The organism is Paenibacillus tianmuensis, assembly GCF_900100345.1.
GTDB lineage: Bacteria > Bacillota > Bacilli > Paenibacillales > NBRC-103111 > Paenibacillus_G > Paenibacillus_G tianmuensis.
Genome location: NZ_FMTT01000030.1, coordinates 1 through 16,214, shown reverse-complemented (window position 1 = coordinate 16,214; position 16,214 = coordinate 1). Strand labels below are relative to the sequence as shown.

Here is a 16,214-nt window from a genome sequence, read left to right as displayed (position 1 = left end):
ACGATGGCTAAACAGCCGAAACCGTGGATCAAGTACGTTATTTACTCACTGCTGTTCCTGTACGCTGCGGTGACGATGGTGCCGTTCCTGTGGGCGCTCTCCTCCTCGTTCAAGACGTTGGAAGAGATTGTCGCCGGAGGCATCAGCTTTATTCCCAAGCATTTTACACTGCAAAATTACTATGATATTTTCGTCCGCGAGCCGCTGTTCACCCGCTGGATGTTTAACAGCGCCCTGATCGCGGTCGTTGCGACGGTCTGCAACATTTTGTTCAACTCGATGGCCGGCTATGCGCTTGCACGCATCGATTTCATCGGCAACAAAGTGATGTTCCTCATCATCCTGGGTGTGCAGATGATTCCGGGCCAGCTCACGATCGTGCCCGCGTACTTGATCATGAAAGAGCTCGGGTGGCTGAATTCGTACGCCGCGCTGACGGTACCGATGATGGCGAACGCCACGTTCACGTTCATGATGCGCCAGTTCTTCATCAACTTCCCGAAGGAGCTGGAGGAAGCGTCCCAGCTTGACGGGCTGAGCCGCTTCGGCATCTTCTTCCGCATCGCGCTGCCGCTGGCCGTTCCGGCGCTTGCCGCGCAGATGATCTTCGTGTTCATGGGCGCCTGGAACGAGTTCCTGAAGCCGCTCATGTTCGTTTCCGACAAGTCGATGTTCACGCTGACGCTCGGTCTGAACACCTTCAAAGGCCAATACATCAGCTACTGGAACTATATCATGGCCGCGTCGATGGTGTTCACGCTGCCGGCGCTGCTCATCTACGCCTTTTTCAACCGCTTCTTCATCAAAGGCATTACGTTTACGGGCGGCAAGTAAAACCACACCAAGCTTATGCGTCAAAACAGCGCTCTCCCGCCGGGACGATTCGGTTCCCGGGGAGACCGCTGTTTTTTTGTTCCCCGCCGCCCTCTCCCCTCCAAACTTCTCATAACGGAAGAAAATTGTTCCTGATCATTGATTTATATAACATTTCATTGATTAGGCAAGTAGCCGCGCGCATCGTATCCCTTTTAAGATAAAGACAGATCGACAATAATCTACAAGAAAGGGTGGTCGGCTTGAAAGAAACCGCGACAGCGGTCCCTAAGGGTCGTCAGGCGGCAAAGCCGGGGAAGACGAAAGTCGCGGTCTGGCTCCAGCAATGGGATTTGCAGCTTATGGTGCTGCCCGCGCTCGTCTTGGTCTTAGTGTTTAGCTATTTCCCGATGTACGGTGTGATCATCGCATTTCAGGATTTCTCGGTGTTTAAAGGATTCGCAGCCAGCCCGTGGGTCGGCTTTAAGCATTTCATCGATTTCTTCCAAGCGCCCGAGCTTGGGGTCGTGATGCGTAACACCATTGTCATCAGCTTCCTGAAGCTGGCTATCGGCTTTCCGGCGCCGATCATTCTGGCGATTCTGCTGAACGAAGTCAAAAATATGGTCTTCAAGCGCTTCGTGCAGACGGTCAGCTACTTGCCGTATTTCCTGTCTTGGGTCATCGTCGCGAACTTCGTGATCTCCCTGCTTTCGACCGATAATGGAAGCGTAAACATTTTGCTGCAAAATCTCGGAATCATCGACGAACCGATTCCTTACTTGTCGGTCACGGAATATTTCTGGACGATCCTCGTCTCGACGAACGTATGGAAGGAGATTGGCTTTGCCTCTATCGTATACTTGGCCGCAATCGCTTCCATCGATCCTCACCTGTACGAATCCGCCGCCATCGACGGAGCGAGCCGTTTTCGTATGACCTATTTGATAACGCTTCCATCCATTTTGCCGGTCGTGATGGTTTTCTCCATTCTGGCTATCGGCAACTTGCTGAACGCGGGCTTCGAGGATTTGCTGCTGTTGGGCGTCAATCCGGCGCTGCGCGACGTATCGGAGGTTCTGGACACGTATGTATACCGGATGGGGATTACGTTAAACCGCTATTCGTTCGCGACAGCCGTCGGCTTGTTTAAGGCCATCGTGAGCGTCGGACTGCTGACTCTTGCGAACTATCTCGCGAGAAAAACCGGCAACAGCTTGTGGTAAGGAGGATGTATTGATGAAACTGGCATTGGAGGATCGCGTCTTTAGCGTCTTTATCCATATTGCGCTGCTCTTTCTGGCCTTCGTAACGTTCTATCCGTTCTGGAACGCCGCCGTCATCTCGTTCAACCTAGGTTCGGATACGAGCCTCGGAGGCATTACGTTCTGGCCCAGAGCCTTTACCTTGGAAAATTACCAAGTCGTGTTAAAAGACGTTAAAATATTGAAAGGCTTCGGCGTATCCATCGCCCGTACGCTCGTCGGCACCTTCCTGACGATCGCGGCGACGTCCATCTTAGCCTACGGCCTGTCCCGCAAGGAGTTGATCGGCCGGAACTATTACATGACATTCTGCATCATCACGCTTTATTTCGGCGGCGGCTTGATTCCAACCTACCTGCTGATTCGCGGTCTCGGCCTGTTCGATTCGTTCTGGGTATTCGTCATTCCGTCGATCATCAGCGTATGGAGCATGATCATCTTCCGCACGTTCTTCCGCCAAATTCCGGCTGGTCTCGAAGATGCGGCGCGGATTGACGGCTGCGGCTATTGGGGCACGTTCCTGCGCGTCGTGCTGCCGCTGTCCGGTCCGGTCGTCGCAACGCTCTCGCTGTTCACGGCCGTCACTCACTGGAACGACTGGTTCGTCGCGTCCATCTATATCAACAATCAGGACCTGCTGCCGGTTCAGGCGCTGCTGAAGCAGACGCTCGATTCCAATATCGCTTCCGAGATGACTCAGGACTCGGCGGCCCAAAGCTTTCTCGCCAAGCGGCAATCGTTCACGACCAAGTCGCTTACCATGGCTACCATGATGGTCACGACGATTCCGATCATTCTCGTCTATCCGTTCTTGCAGCGGTATTTCGTCAAGGGCGTGCTTGTCGGCTCCCTGAAAGAATAGTCCGGCTTCAAAGCGCATCGCTTTAAGCATAGCTTGAATTTACAATGGGAAAGGGGCTATACACACAATGAACAATTGGGTCAAAAAAGGAATGGGGCCGCTGGCAGCCGTCATGGCGCTAGGCACGGTCATCTCCGGGTGCTCCGGCGGAGGCAGCGCTCCTGCCGACAACAAAGCGGCGTCCGGAACGCAGACGCCGACCGCATCGTCATCGGAGCCGTGGAAAATCGGCAGCGAGCCGGTAAGCTTCACGTTCTTCGGCAACTACAGCTGGTATACAATGCCTCCTTGGGGCAAAGACGCGTTCTCCAAGCACATTCAAGAGCAGTATAAAATCAACATTACGGCTATCAACGCCGGTGGCAACGCGGAAGCCAAGCTGAGCACAATGATCGTCAGCAAGGACCTGCCGGACGTCATCTGGGGCGACCGCGACAAGTTCGAGCGGCTGCGCGAGAACGGTGTCCTCGTGCCGCTTGACCCGTATCTGGACAAATACCCGAACCTGAAAAAATGGGCGGGCGACGAAATTCTGAACATGCTGCGCGCCAAAGACGGCAAGCTGTATATGTTCCCGAACTGGTACACGAACAAGCCGACAGGCAACGCCGGTTACGTTATAAACAAGAAAATTTACGAAGAGCTCGGCAAGCCGAAGCTGGAAACGACTGACGACCTGTACAATTACTTGAAGCTCGTCAAGGAGAAGTACCCGAACATCATTCCGTTCGAGCCAGGCCAGGCCAAAGAAGGCAAAGGCGTCGACCTGCTGTTCTCCGCCTTCGCGGAAAATAACCCGGCGAGCTACGCGGGAACGCTGCGCGCCGTGCCGAAGGACGGCAAGTTCACGTCGATCTTCGCCGATCCGGTGTACAAAGAGGTGATGACCTTCGTCAACAAGCTGCACCGCGAGAAGCTGATGACGCAGGACGCGCTGACGCAAACGGTCGATCAGGTCCGCGAAAAGCTCAATACAGGCCGCGTCGCCGTATACGCTGACATTACCGCTACCGACTACGCTTCCAAAGCGCATGCCGAGCTGACCAAATCCGATCCGAATGCCGGCTACTTCATGATCTGGCCGATCCATAAGCCGGGACTGGACAAAAACAAAATTAAAGTGGCCCACTACGACCGGCTGGGCTGGAACGCCGCAGCGATTACGACGACGGCAAAGGACCCGGAGAAAATTTTTGCGGTGCTGGACTGGATGACCAGTCCGGAGGGCATGCGCTTAATCGCGTGGGGTCCGGAAGGTCAGTACTGGAAAGGTCTGGACAGCGAGGGCTTGCCGAACTTGACGGACAAATTTTTCAGCGATCCGGCGGAACGTACGAAGAACGTGAACGCGACGACCGACCTTCAAATTGTCGGCAACTCGACGTACAACGACAAAATCAAAGTGAAGGCCGAGCTTTCCTTGCCGGAAGAGAAGCGTTCTTGGGAAACGAGATACCAGGATGCCATCACCTGGAAGACGCATATGGACCTGACGACGCTTCGCGGGATCGAGCCGCCGCAGGACAGCCCCGAAGGGCTCATTCGCGAGCGCTGGATCGAATTGTATAAGAAAGTCCGCGCCCAAGCGATTCTCGCCAAAAGCGAGCAAGAAGTGATTGAAATCATCGACAAAGGCGAGAAAGACGCGCAAACGCTCGGCATCGACAAGCTGAACGAATATTTGACGAAGCGCTGGAAGGAAAACGAAGAGAAAATGAAGAAGAAATAAGGACATGCAGACAAGGCAGGGTGCGCTACCAGCGCACCTGCTTTTCCATTTCATTCGAAGATCCAAGGCAGAGGAGGACCGACATGTACAAAGTGCTGATCGCAGACGATGAGACGCTGGATCTGGAAGGAATGAAGACGTTTATTCCCTGGGAGTCGCTCGGGATGGAGATTGTGGGCGCCGTGACGAACGGATTCTCCGCTTGCGAGCTGATCGAGACCCAGAAGATCGATGTGCTGGTCACCGACGTCAATATGCCCAACATGTCCGGACTTGAGCTGGCGAAACGTGTGAAGGAGCGTTTCCACGACGTGCGGATCGTTTTCGTCAGCGGTTACAAAGATTTTCAGTATGTGAAGGAAGCCCTGAGCTTGCAAGCTTACAGCTACGTGCTGAAGCCGATGAACGAGGACGAGCTCATTCAATCGCTTGAGCGTATTCGGCGCGATCTGGACGACGCCCGCATGCGCGAGCAAGCGGAGCATGAGGTCCGGCAGATGCTGTCGGGCGGCGCAAGGCCTGCCCCATCCGCAGCTATCGATGGCAAGGCTGCAGACGGGATCGGCAAAAACGGGAAGCTGATTCAAGAAATGATCGGCATGATGCGCAGCGGGCTGGATCAGCCGCTCACGCTGAAGGAAGTGGCGGATCGATTCTCGTTCTCGCCGAATTACCTCGGGCAAATCTTCAAGGAAGCGACGGGTCAGACGTTCCATGAATATCTTGTCGCGCTGCGTATGGAAAAGGCCGGAGAGCTGCTCCGCGATCCGAAGCTGCGCATTTATGAGGTCGCTTATCGGGTCGGTTACCGCTATATGCCTTATTTCAGCAAGCAATTCAAGGAAACGTACCGGATGACCCCGCTGGAATTCCGCAATGGCCAATAGTCGAATCCGATCCATACTCCGTCGATTCCGGCAAAATAACGCTGCCGCTTCCGGGCCGGAAGCAAGATACATGCCCTTCGGGTACAAGCTGATGCTGTCCTATATGCTGCTTACCTTGGTTCACGTGATCTTGTTCGGTTATTTTGCCAATTGGATCTTCGTGGATTCGGTCCGCAAGCAGACGAGCGAGAACGTTCAGGCGACACTGCGCCAGATGAAGGACAATATCGAATACCGGATGAAGGATACGGTTCGTCTGTCGGATATGATCTATTACGACGAGACCGTCGCTTCCCGTCTGAGAAGATTGAATGAAGGCTACTACGGCTACGAATCGGTGACGCAGTATTTGGAACCCAAGTTCGACAGCGTTATCAAGGCGACGAACCACCGCATCTGGCTCGTCGTTTACTTGCGCAACGAAACGTTGCCTGAGATTTATTCGTTTTATAACGATTCGGACCCGCTGATCTATGCCGGCAAGAGCTATAACATGATGTATTTGAAGCGGATCGCTGACAACTCGTGGTATAAGGACTTTCCCCCGGAGCGTTACGGGATGACCATGCAATGGCGGCAGATCGACCGGGATGCCGAATTCGGCAATATTTCGCTCCTGCGGCGGCTCGTGGATACGACTTCCTTCAACCGCCAGTTGGATTTCGGGTTCATGCGGCTCACCGTGAAGCTGACCGAGATGTTCGAGACCGTCTCTCCGGACTTCGGGGAAGGCACGTCGGTTCGGATCGAGGACGGACAAGGGCAAATTTTGTTCGAGCGGGGCGCCTGGACGACCGACCGGATTGCCCAAGTCGGGGAAAGTAATTATCTGACGATAACGGAGCCGTTCCAAGATTTGGACTGGAAGCTCGTGGCCAGCATTCCGAAGGAATGGGTCGAGAAGGATGCGAAGAAAGTGAAGGTGCTAACCGCCGTCATCGGGTCGGCCAGCTTCCTGCTCTTTCTGGGCGTGGGCGGGTTCCTGTCCCGCTACTTCTCCAAGCGGGTGTCGCACATTGTGAAGGTGCTTGATTCGTTCCGCCACGGCAGCTTCCATAAGCGGATACGCTTCAAAGGAAAGGACGAGTTCTTGACGATCTCGCAATCCATCAACACGATGGCAGAGCATATCGACGGGCTGATTCAACAGGTGTACGTAGCCAGCATCAAGAAGAAAGAAGCCGAGCTGGAATCGCTGCAGGCCCAGATCAATCCGCACTTTCTGTACAATACATTGTCCTCGATCAGCTTGCTGGCCAAGTTCGGGCAAGTCGAGCAGCTGCACCGGATGGTCAGCAATCTGGCGTTGTTTTACCGGCTTTCGCTCAACGAAGGACGCACGATTATTCCGGTAGCGAACGAGCTGGAGCAAGCAAAGGCCTATCTCGATATTCAAAAGGTGAAGTACACCGACCGACTGGACGTCCTGTTCGAGATTGAGCCGGAGCTGCTGCGCTACGAGATGGTCAAGCTGATTTTGCAGCCGTTTTTGGAAAATGTGCTGAAGCATGCCTGGACTGGCGACCGGGTGCATATCCGGGTTGCTGGACGACGCATCGGCGAAGACATCGAGTTCCGCATCATCGATGATGGCGTCGGAATGACGCCGGAGACGCTGCGGCGCATCTCGCAGTTCGACGACGGCGAAGAAGCCGGGTACGGCATCCGCAACGTTCACCAACGGATCGAGCTGCATTACGGCAAGCCGTACGGCGTGAGCATCTACAGCAAGCTGGGCATCGGGACGTCGGTGACGATCCGGCTGCCGTGCGTGCCGCGGACGGCGCCATATGTATCCAGTCGGGCGGAGCTGGATGCCGGACGACGTCCGGGGGAGGCGTGAGGATGCTGAACAATATCGCTCAAGTTGGCAAAATTGTGCGGCAAGAATAAGCTTCCCGTAGCGGGAAGCTTATTTCAATTGCTTGAGCAGTTGGCTGATCCAGCCCTGCGATACGCCGATCATATGACCCCATTCTGTTTGCGAAGCCGATGGATACTGTTTCATCACCGAAGCCAAGAGGAGCCGCGTGTCCTTATTCCGTTTTTGCTTCATTCCAGCCAGCGGTTCATTGTTCCCGGGCAACGCCTTTAAACAGGCCCAGCAGATAAACCGTCCGCGAAAAAAGACAAGCCGCTCCGTGGAGGAACAAAAAATACATTCCTCCGCTCGGTATTTCCGGATCAGCACCTGCCTTTTTTCGTCATCGACAAAAAATTCAATTGCATCACCAAATCCCATACTCAAAGTTCGCTGCAGTTCAATCGGCAGATTAAGACGTCCCAGATGGTCCACATGTCGGACGATGCCCGTTTTTCTCATATTCCCATACTCCCGTAACCTAGAATAAGCTTATCCATTGCAAATCCTGCTATAATAAGGATAAATATACCATCGTCAGCTTTTGGAGTTCCTTTCCGTTATAGAAGTGAAGGATACCCCTTCTTCACCATCTCATCAATCTGTACATCATCCAACAAGACACGATTCCTACTACATATAACGATCTATCAAGAACAAACTTGACAAAAAAATTCGCAAAAAAGAAACAAATTACACAAAATGCTCGTTTTAGCAATTGTATACAAGAGAATGGTGTTGGAGGAATATAAATGGAGCAATGGCTCACGTTTTTACGCAACAATTTCCATCACCTGGACAACTCATCTCAAGAATTGATCTATCATTCTTTTCGGGAACTGATCTATCACGACATATACTTTCTGTTCAGGGATCATGCCTTAGCCGAAGATGTAGTACAAGAATCATTCTTAAAAGTGATAGAAAAAGCACCAAGGCTGAAAAACACTTTAAATATGAAAGCTTGGCTCAAGAAAGTGGCCCGGAACACGGCTTACGACTGCTTTAAAAAAAACAAAAAATACCGGCATGTATCCGATCTGCAGCTCGTTAAAGACAATGAGTACTTTTCTCCAACCGAAGAACGTACCGTAGCTGATCAGGTAGAAGAAATAATCCGCGACGAAATGCTCCATGAAGCTCTCAATCAGTTGAATCTCAAATACCGGCATGTGCTGCTTTTGTTTTACATCGAAGAGAAACCATACCGTGAAATCGCACAGGAATTACAGATATCAGAACAAGCCCTCGCTCAAATCCTAACAAGAGCCCGCAAGAAATTGTTTTATTATTTCTCAAGAAAATGGGTTGATCAAGATGCGTAATTTAGACCATGATGATCACAATCTGAAGGAAATGTTAAAACGTAACCATGCCAACGTAGAAATTCCCAACGGCTCGGCGTCCTGGCTGCAAGTGCAGCACAGGCTAAAAAAGATCGGCCGCCGTAAAATGTTCGTCCGACGCATGAAGCTAACCGCGGCGATTATCGCCTGTTCCTTTGTCATTAGCTTTTTTCTGAATAGCGATTTCTCTACATCCTACGCGCAAATTGCCTCGCTGCTGAAAAAGGTTCAGGGCAATATTATTGAAATTTTTTATGAGGCTCCGCCGAGTCAGGAAGCTGCAAACGCTAAAACAACGGCACCTCCGGAAGAAAAACTGCCTGTCTCGAATCGTCCCGGCAGCAGCTTCGCTCCCGAGAAAACCAGCTTAGAAGAAGCAAAAAATAAAATGGCCTTCCCTCTCTTGACTCCATCTTACGTACCTGAAAAATTCAGGTTAGATGCCGTGTTCATCACAAAGGAAGCGGACGGAACATATCATGATGCCTACTTTGAATACCTTGATGAAGATGGAGAGCTGTTAAAGATCAGTCAACGAAAAATCGAAGGAAAAACAGGGGCGCTTAAAACGGACATTCATAGCGATGCGGGGGAATTTTTTGACGTTTTTGTGGGGGAACATCCGGCGATCTTATTCGTGGATCGTAATGGCGGCATAACAAGCTTGGAATGGCTGACGAAAGACCGAATTAAAATTTATATCTCCGGTCCCATCGCCAAAGAGGACGTTCTAAAGATTGGAGCATCATTGCAGTGAATAGCGAACAAGGGGGAAGAACCCCCCTATTCGCTTTTTTTCTTTAATCCGGAATGAGCAAGACGGAGGAATGACGAAAACCATCTTCATTTGTACTACCGTAAGTAATCCAATGGTACGATTTCACCCGATAATAATAGCCGCTCGAAACGGACAAATTGTCGATGGTCGTATTCATCCGCGATGAATTGCCCATCTCCGTTTTCTCTCCTGTGTACACGTCAATCCATTCACTTCCCGTCCAACGCTGTAAAACCAACTGTAACCCGACTGTATTCACTCTACGAGTCGCAATGCTTTCCCCCCATACACTTGCCTTCCCTTCCCCGCTATAACTTATGTAAGCGTTACCGTTTTCGAGGTATTTATGATTGGGGTCAAACCGGGTAAATAGAGTACATGAAGTACATGGAGTAGCATCTTGCGGCGGTGGCGGCGTTTTAGCCGCCATAGCTTGTCCAGGAATTGCAAGGGCAATCGCAAGTACGGCCATCATTACCGTTTTTGCAGCCAATGGTCTCAAAATTGATTCCCCCTTAAAATTCGATTCATTATTCTTAACGCCTTATCTATTCAAAATCTAACGTTTTATTTTCAAGCATGTTGGCTTCAACAATCATTCGGCGGGCGCGAAGCTAAGCAAGCAATTATGATATAATCAGTTAACAATATTCTGCATATCCATGCGAAAATGGAGAGAGGTCTATGAACAGCATCCGGCTCCGCGGCCATCATTTACTTTGCCTGCTCGGGTACCGTGGAATGGGGTACTCCGATTCGTTTTGCGACAATATGACGGTCGTATACGAAACGCTCCGGAAGCAGCCGGACACCCGAATCGAGCTTGTCGAAGGACCCGACGACATCTGCAGCGCGTATCCCAAGGACCAGCCCCCGCATTGCGACGACCATAACGTATACGACCGGGACACCCGCGTGCTGGACAAGCTTGGACTGCATACCGGGACCGCGATGACGTGGGCGGACATCTGCACCGTCGTCTCCGCGACCATGCGTCCGGACGACATTGGCCTGCTGTGCGCGACCTGTCCTTGGGAGCGTTACGGCGTCTGCAAGGACGGGGTCCGCCTGATCCGCAGCGGTGAGCCGCTGCCCCCGGTCGCCAACCGGTAACCGACACGGCGCAGCGGTCGATAAAATCGATATAGGGAAACTGGCCCTTTAACATCCCGTCCACCCGAGGTATGATAAAGAGACGGACTTCTACAAGCAAGGATGGTTGGAGACGAAATGAAAGTCGGTTTGGTTCGGCATTATAAAGTAAAAAAGGATTATCCGCCGCAATTTCTAATCTCGGCCCAAGAGCTTGAGCAATGGTTCGCGGAGTATGACGAATCCGATATCGAGCTCGGCCAGACCGACCTGGGCGGCATCGAATGGAACCGTTGTTATGCCAGCGATATGCCCAGAGCGGCCCGCACGGCCAAGCATATTTATGACGGAACCATTATGCATTGGAACATGCTGCGTGAGGTTCCGCCTCCGTCGTTCCGGACAAAGGTACGGCTGCCGCTCATGATGTGGGCCGTGCTGCTCAAAACCTTGTGGTTTAAGGCCTCCCGGTCGATGCCGGAAAGCATGAACGATACCCGAAAACGGGCCGACGCTGCGTTGGATGAGATTTTCCGGCAGGGCGACGGAAATGTGCTTATCGTCAGCCATGCCGCCTTGATGATGGCGATGAGAAAAGCTTTGCTTGCGCGCGGCTTCCGGGGACCGAAGTTCGGCACACCAGAGAACGGCAAGCTGTATTTGTTCGAAAATTAACGCGAAAGGTGAGTGCCATGGCGAAGAAAAATAAGCCGGCGGCTCCTTCGAGCGCCGCTTCCCAAGACAAACCCGCTACGCTGAAGGATTTGTTGAATCCGGACGTCGTCAACAAGCTGAAAGCGCAGGCGGATCAAATGAAGGCCGAAGCCGAGATTCAGCGCGAGGAAGCCAGAAAGCAGACGGAAGCGGCCCGCAAGGCCGAGCAGAAGCGGCTGGACAACGACTTCGAGTATTTGCTGAACAACAGCGGCATGGACTGGAAGAAGAAGTACAATTGAGCGAGAAAACGATAAACCCTCCAAAATCACGCTCAGACGTGATCCTGGAGGGTTTATTTTGTCATTGAATTTTACTCCGGCGGCCTTACAGGAGCTGGACCAGCCAAGGGACAACGACCAGCGCCAGAAGCGCGGTCACGAGCATGGAAATGCTCGACACCGTGCCGGAGACGACGCCGAACTCGAACGCCGTCGTCGTCCCGGCTGTATGGGCGCTCGTTCCGAGCAGCACGCCCTGCGCTACCCCGCTGCGGATGCGAAACAGCCGGATAAGCATCGGCCCGACGACCGTGCCGAGCAAGCCCGTGACCAGCACGAACAGCGCCGTCATCGCAGGGATGCCCCCGATCATATCCGTGATGGCGATGGCAATCGGCGTTGTCGTGGAGCGCAGCACCAGACCGTCAATGATCTGCCCGTCGAGGCGCAGCCCCTTGGCGATCCACACCGAAGTCGCGACTCCCGCCGCGGAGCCGATCAGCACGCTGGCCATAATTTCTACGGCATATTTGCGCAACAGCGTAATATTTTTATAGAGCGGCACGGCCAAGGCAATTGTCGCGGGTCCGATCATATCCGTCAGCCAGTGCGCTCCGGCGTTGTAGGTTTCGTAAGGAATGTCCCCTTGCACCAGCAGGACGATGATAACCGTTGGCGTCAGCAGCAGCGGCGACAGGTAGATTTTAGGTCTCCTGCGGTACAAGCTTTTTATGCCATAATAAACGGCTACGGTGAAGAGCAGCAAACCGAATGATAGCCAGGTCATGATGGGTTCCGCTCCTTTCGCTTCACGATCGCTTGCGCCACAAGCCCTGCCGAGAGCATAACGACGACAAGGCTGCACACCAGCACGAGCATAATCGGCAGGCCGTAATCCCGCAGCAGCGCCTGATATTGAACCATCCCGGCCGCCGCAGGGATGAAAAACAGCAGCATTTCCGCCAAAAGCCACTTGGCTCCCAGATCGATCCATTCGATCCGGATAATTTTCAGTTGAAGCAGCACAAAGACCAGAACGATTCCGAGAATGCTCCCTGGAACGGGTAAATGAAGCAAAGCCGACAGCCCGTTCAACAACCACGAAACGAGGACAAAAAAGAGCACCTGCCCCAAAGTTTTCACAAAAGCCGCCATGTTGCACAGCTCCTTTCCATCCAAAGTTTACACCCCTTCCTTTCATAGGTAAAATGAATATATCGAATTTCTTTCATTCCTATCGTCTATGTAAAGGAGGTGTTCGCGCATCGATATCCGGCAGTTGGAGTATGTGCTGGAGATCATCCGCCGCAGCGGCTTTACCAAAGCGGCCGAGGCGCTGCACATTACTCAGCCCACCATCAGCAAAGCGATCAAAAATCTGGAAGAGGAGCTGGGTGTCCCGCTCTTCGTCCGCTCCGGCAAAACACTTGAGCTGACCGACGCCGGCCAGCTTATTGCCAATCAGGCGCAGGATATCGTCCTTTCGTTCAAGCATTTGGAGCTGCAGCTTGGCGATTTGACGAATTTCAAAAAAGGGCATATCCGGATCGGACTGCCGCCAATGGTGGGCGCGAGGTTTTTCCCCGGCATTTTGAGTCTGTTTCGCGATACGTATCCGGGTCTGACAATTCAGTTGGAGGAGGACGGCTCGGTCAAGCTGGCGGAAAAGGTGGAGGACGGCACGCTGGACGTCGGCGTGGTGCTTTTGCCGGTGGACGAGGAAGTCTTCGAATCGTACTCGTTTGTGAACGAACGCTTGCGGGCCGTTCTCCCTCCTTCCCATCCGTTGGCGGGCAGAAAGGAAGTCCGACTGGCCGAGCTGCGGGACGAGGCTTTCATTTTGTTCCGGGAAGACTTTGCGCTGCACGAGCGGATTATCGAGGCTTGCGGCGGCGTCGGATTCCGGCCCCGGATCTGGTACGAAAGCTCGCAGTGGGATTTTATCTATGAAATGGTCGCTGCGGGAATGGGCGTCGCCCTGCTGCCGGAAAGCATCTGCGGCATGCTCGACCCGAACCGCGTCACCACGGTCACGCTAACCGCCCCGGCCATCCCATGGCACCTGGGCATGATTTGGCGGAAGGGCCGCTATCTGTCGTTTGCCGCGCGGGAGTGGGTCCGCTTCTCGAAGGCGCATTTGACGAACCAAGGCAGGCCGTCTCTTTAAATCCATTTTCGGAAGGGGTACGTAAATATGGAACGATTTCGTGCACTCGTCGTGGACAAAACGGAGAATCAGTTTTTGGTAGGCGTACAAACTCTCAGCTTGGACGATTTGTCGGAAGGCGAGGTGCTCATTCGGGTCGCCTACTCCGGCGTCAATTACAAAGACGGCTTGGTGGCTAGTCCGAAGGGTCAGGTGGTCCGCAGTTATCCGATCGTGCCGGGGATTGATCTCGCCGGGACGGTAGCCGCTTCGAACGATCCGTGGTTTCGCGAAGGCGACGAGGTGCTGGCGACAAGCTATGAGCTTGGCGTCGGGCATTCCGGCGGGTTTAGCGAATATGCGAGAGTTCCCGCCGCATGGGTGATCCCCCTGCCAAAAGGATTATCTCACCGCGAGGCGATGATCCTTGGAACGTCGGGACTGACGGCGGCGCTGTCGGTCCACCGCATGGAAGAGAACGGCTTGCGCCCCGAGAACGGCCCCGTGCTCGTCACCGGAGCGACCGGCGGCGTCGGAAGCCACGCCGTCTCCATGCTTGCGGCATCGGGGTACGAAGTCACGGCCAGCACGGGGAAAGCGCAGGAGCATGACTACCTGCGCGAGCTGGGAGCCGGTTCGATTCTTCACCGGGAAGAGCTGTACCCGGACACGGTCAAGCCCTTGACCAAGGAACGGTGGGCGGGCGCCGTCGATCCGGTGGGCGGGGCCGCGCTGCCTCATATTCTTAGCGCCATCCGCCGCGGCGGCTCCGTGGCGCTTAGCGGACTGACCGGCGGCGCCGAATTTACGGCGGCCGTGTTCCCATTCATTCTTCGCGGTGTGAACCTGCTCGGCATCGATTCCGCCTACTGCACACTTCCGCTCCGGCAGCGGCTATGGGAACGGATGGCGACCGATCTGAAGCCGCCGCGGCTTGAAGCGATGGTCCATGCGGAAACGACGCTCGACGAACTGCCTGCCGCTCTGCAGCACATTCTGCAAAGCGGCGTCCGCGGGAAGGTTGTTGTGAAGCTTAGATAAACGCGGGGGGCCGCCCGAAAACTTCGGCAGTGTAGTTTTCGGGGGCCTCCTACGGCACGCATTCTATTTCGCCGATTGCCTATCATATGAATCCTCCAAACCACTCCCCTTTCACCCTATGCAACGAAGCATTCATACCAAAAATGTAGTAGGTAAAAACCAGCCTATCATGCAGCCCTCCAGTTATATTTTACCCATGTCGAATAGCGAATAGGCGAAAACATACTAGGATAATTATCCTATTGTAATTCATTTTCCATATGAGATAAAATAAGGTAAGTCATCTTAGTTTGAATTTCTATAATTTACTTTTAATTAGGATGTTTAAAGTATGAAAAAGCGAATTAAGGTAATAATTAGTACTTCTGGGGAAATGAATAAATCCCTTTATGATCACATATCAAATTCATATGTGTATGAAATAAAGGCTACTTTATCTTTTAAAGTAGCCTTTACCTTTATTACAGTGAAATGAGGAAAGTAACATGTTTGCACCCCAAAAAAAAGACATTATATTTATCCTTTTTTTTATTTGTCTTTATTCACTCTGTTATTGTTTCCTAATATATATAGAAAAACAAGAAAGGTTTCATGTATTATCCAACGAGCTTTACACGAATCATCATGCAGTTTTTATTAATAATGATAATTACGATTGGCTGAAATCTCTACGATCAAAATCAAGTTACAGAGTTTTTATCGAATATAACGATACACATCGTTTATTATTGGAACAAAGTGATGATTGGTCGCCTCCAATAATAACGGGTCGTTTCTTTTCAAAAACGGATAAAAGTGCAAAAGCTGTTATTGGAAAGGAAATGACAAAATACGTTAAAGAAAATAATGAAAAAAAATACATTTCATTTCAAGGCGAAGATTTTGAAGTAATTGGTGTTATGGGCGCTTCTTTTGCTAACTCAACGGATTACCTGATACTGCTTTATAAACCAAACCCGTTTCCTATAACATCCGGCGCGAGAATTATTTTAGACAGTAATCGAAAATCTACAGTTACTGATATTACCAATACGATTATAAAGATGAATCCATTAGTTACTCTAATCGAGAGTACACAGAAGGGACTATCGAGAACAGCAAACATCCCCTTTATTTCACGCCTGTTGATTAACCAACTTTTGGGATATCAAGACGTGAGAAATAGACGTATTTATCCAGAATCTTAGTAACAGCAATGAGCCATTCCGCCTGGAATTGATTCTCTTGCATGAGTTCCTTAAATCGGATGAGTGGCATGGACTTGCAAGCGATGATGAGCGATTTGGAATGGTCATATAGCCATCTCAAGACGACATACGTCATGAGTGCAGCGAACAACTGGTTGAATACGGCATTTTTCGTGGATCCAAACAGAACAGGGACATTCAAGTTTTGCTTGATCCATCGGAAGAAAACTTCGATGCCCCATCTTGCCTTGTACATCTCGGCAATTTGCTCG

18 protein-coding genes and 1 pseudogene are annotated in these 16,214 nt (G+C 52.0%); 14 read left to right on the top strand and 5 right to left on the bottom strand.

Annotation, left to right across the window (positions count from 1 at the left end; genetic code table 11):
- The first annotated feature begins 3 nt into the window (after window positions 1-3).
- The 6 genes from BLO51_RS18395 (at window position 4) to BLO51_RS18370 (ending at window position 7,399) form a co-directional block, all read left to right on the top strand.
- Window positions 4-834, top strand: a complete 831-nt coding sequence (locus tag BLO51_RS18395; protein ID WP_090674201.1) for a carbohydrate ABC transporter permease — start codon at window positions 4-6, stop codon at window positions 832-834.
- Window positions 835-1,175: 341 nt separating this feature from the next.
- Entirely contained in the window at window positions 1,176-2,039 is an 864-nt protein-coding gene (locus BLO51_RS18390; RefSeq protein ID WP_245719732.1) for an ABC transporter permease, read from the top strand.
- Window positions 2,040-2,052: 13 nt separating this feature from the next.
- Window positions 2,053-2,940: a carbohydrate ABC transporter permease gene (locus tag BLO51_RS18385; RefSeq protein WP_425415818.1), complete on the top strand. Its 888-nt coding sequence runs from the start codon at window positions 2,053-2,055 to the stop codon at window positions 2,938-2,940.
- A gap of 67 nt (window positions 2,941-3,007) precedes the next feature.
- Entirely contained in the window at window positions 3,008-4,669 is a 1,662-nt protein-coding gene (locus BLO51_RS18380; protein ID WP_090674195.1) for an extracellular solute-binding protein, read from the top strand.
- An 83-nt stretch (window positions 4,670-4,752) separates the two neighbouring features.
- Entirely contained in the window at window positions 4,753-5,556 is an 804-nt protein-coding gene (locus BLO51_RS18375) for a response regulator transcription factor (protein WP_090674193.1), read from the top strand.
- A gap of 70 nt (window positions 5,557-5,626) precedes the next feature.
- The gene (locus tag BLO51_RS18370) at window positions 5,627-7,399 is read left to right on the top strand and encodes a sensor histidine kinase (protein WP_090674192.1); all 1,773 of its coding nucleotides are present in this window, start codon (window positions 5,627-5,629) and stop codon (window positions 7,397-7,399) included.
- 69 nt (window positions 7,400-7,468) lie between these two features.
- Here the strand turns inward: BLO51_RS18370 and BLO51_RS18365 are convergent, their stop codons facing one another.
- Window positions 7,469-7,852: an AbrB/MazE/SpoVT family DNA-binding domain-containing protein gene (locus tag BLO51_RS18365; protein ID WP_245719729.1), complete on the bottom strand. Its 384-nt coding sequence runs from the start codon at window positions 7,850-7,852 to the stop codon at window positions 7,469-7,471.
- A 317-nt stretch (window positions 7,853-8,169) separates the two neighbouring features.
- Between BLO51_RS18365 and BLO51_RS18360 the strand changes: the two genes are divergently transcribed.
- Complete coding sequence (locus BLO51_RS18360) at window positions 8,170-8,742, top strand: RNA polymerase sigma factor (protein WP_090674189.1); 573 nt, start codon at window positions 8,170-8,172, stop codon at window positions 8,740-8,742.
- Complete coding sequence (locus tag BLO51_RS18355; RefSeq protein ID WP_090674187.1) at window positions 8,735-9,520, top strand: DUF4367 domain-containing protein; 786 nt, start codon at window positions 8,735-8,737, stop codon at window positions 9,518-9,520. Before BLO51_RS18360 ends, BLO51_RS18355 begins: the two co-directional genes overlap by 8 nt.
- Before the next feature lie 43 nt (window positions 9,521-9,563).
- Here BLO51_RS18355 and BLO51_RS28705 read toward each other — a convergent pair whose 3' ends face one another.
- Window positions 9,564-10,043 carry a hypothetical protein gene (locus tag BLO51_RS28705; protein WP_143006922.1) on the bottom strand — a complete coding sequence of 160 codons (480 nt, stop codon included), beginning with the start codon at window positions 10,041-10,043 and terminating at the stop codon, window positions 9,564-9,566.
- 182 nt (window positions 10,044-10,225) lie between these two features.
- Here BLO51_RS28705 and BLO51_RS18350 point away from each other — a divergent pair, with 182 nt between their 5' ends.
- The 3 genes from BLO51_RS18350 (at window position 10,226) to BLO51_RS18340 (ending at window position 11,589) form a co-directional block, all read left to right on the top strand.
- Window positions 10,226-10,654 (top strand): DUF1284 domain-containing protein, encoded by a 429-nt coding sequence (locus BLO51_RS18350; RefSeq protein WP_090674185.1) that lies wholly within the window; start codon window positions 10,226-10,228, stop codon window positions 10,652-10,654.
- Window positions 10,655-10,756: 102 nt separating this feature from the next.
- Window positions 10,757-11,308 carry a histidine phosphatase family protein gene (locus BLO51_RS18345; protein ID WP_090674183.1) on the top strand — a complete coding sequence of 184 codons (552 nt, stop codon included), beginning with the start codon at window positions 10,757-10,759 and terminating at the stop codon, window positions 11,306-11,308.
- A 17-nt stretch (window positions 11,309-11,325) separates the two neighbouring features.
- Window positions 11,326-11,589 carry a YqkE family protein gene (locus BLO51_RS18340; RefSeq protein WP_090674181.1) on the top strand — a complete coding sequence of 88 codons (264 nt, stop codon included), beginning with the start codon at window positions 11,326-11,328 and terminating at the stop codon, window positions 11,587-11,589.
- Window positions 11,590-11,674: 85 nt separating this feature from the next.
- Here BLO51_RS18340 and BLO51_RS18335 read toward each other — a convergent pair whose 3' ends face one another.
- Both BLO51_RS18335 and BLO51_RS18330 read right to left on the bottom strand, forming a co-directional pair.
- Window positions 11,675-12,355: an LrgB family protein gene (locus BLO51_RS18335; protein ID WP_090674179.1), complete on the bottom strand. Its 681-nt coding sequence runs from the start codon at window positions 12,353-12,355 to the stop codon at window positions 11,675-11,677.
- Complete coding sequence (locus BLO51_RS18330) at window positions 12,352-12,723, bottom strand: CidA/LrgA family holin-like protein (RefSeq protein WP_090674178.1); 372 nt, start codon at window positions 12,721-12,723, stop codon at window positions 12,352-12,354. The genes BLO51_RS18335 and BLO51_RS18330 overlap by 4 nt, the downstream gene beginning before the upstream one ends.
- A gap of 109 nt (window positions 12,724-12,832) precedes the next feature.
- Between BLO51_RS18330 and BLO51_RS18325 the strand changes: the two genes are divergently transcribed.
- The 3 genes from BLO51_RS18325 to BLO51_RS28700 all read left to right on the top strand — a co-directional run bounded on the left by BLO51_RS18325 (window position 12,833) and on the right by BLO51_RS28700 (window position 15,942).
- Window positions 12,833-13,735, top strand: a complete 903-nt coding sequence (locus BLO51_RS18325; RefSeq protein ID WP_090674176.1) for a LysR family transcriptional regulator — start codon at window positions 12,833-12,835, stop codon at window positions 13,733-13,735.
- Window positions 13,736-13,762: 27 nt separating this feature from the next.
- The gene (locus tag BLO51_RS18320; protein WP_090674174.1) at window positions 13,763-14,755 is read left to right on the top strand and encodes an acrylyl-CoA reductase family protein; all 993 of its coding nucleotides are present in this window, start codon (window positions 13,763-13,765) and stop codon (window positions 14,753-14,755) included.
- Between the two features lie 485 nt (window positions 14,756-15,240).
- Window positions 15,241-15,942: an ABC transporter permease gene (locus BLO51_RS28700; RefSeq protein ID WP_143006921.1), complete on the top strand. Its 702-nt coding sequence runs from the start codon at window positions 15,241-15,243 to the stop codon at window positions 15,940-15,942.
- A 93-nt stretch (window positions 15,943-16,035) separates the two neighbouring features.
- Here BLO51_RS28700 and BLO51_RS18315 read toward each other — a convergent pair.
- Window positions 16,036-16,214, bottom strand: a pseudogene (locus BLO51_RS18315) (transposase); the annotation flags it as partial.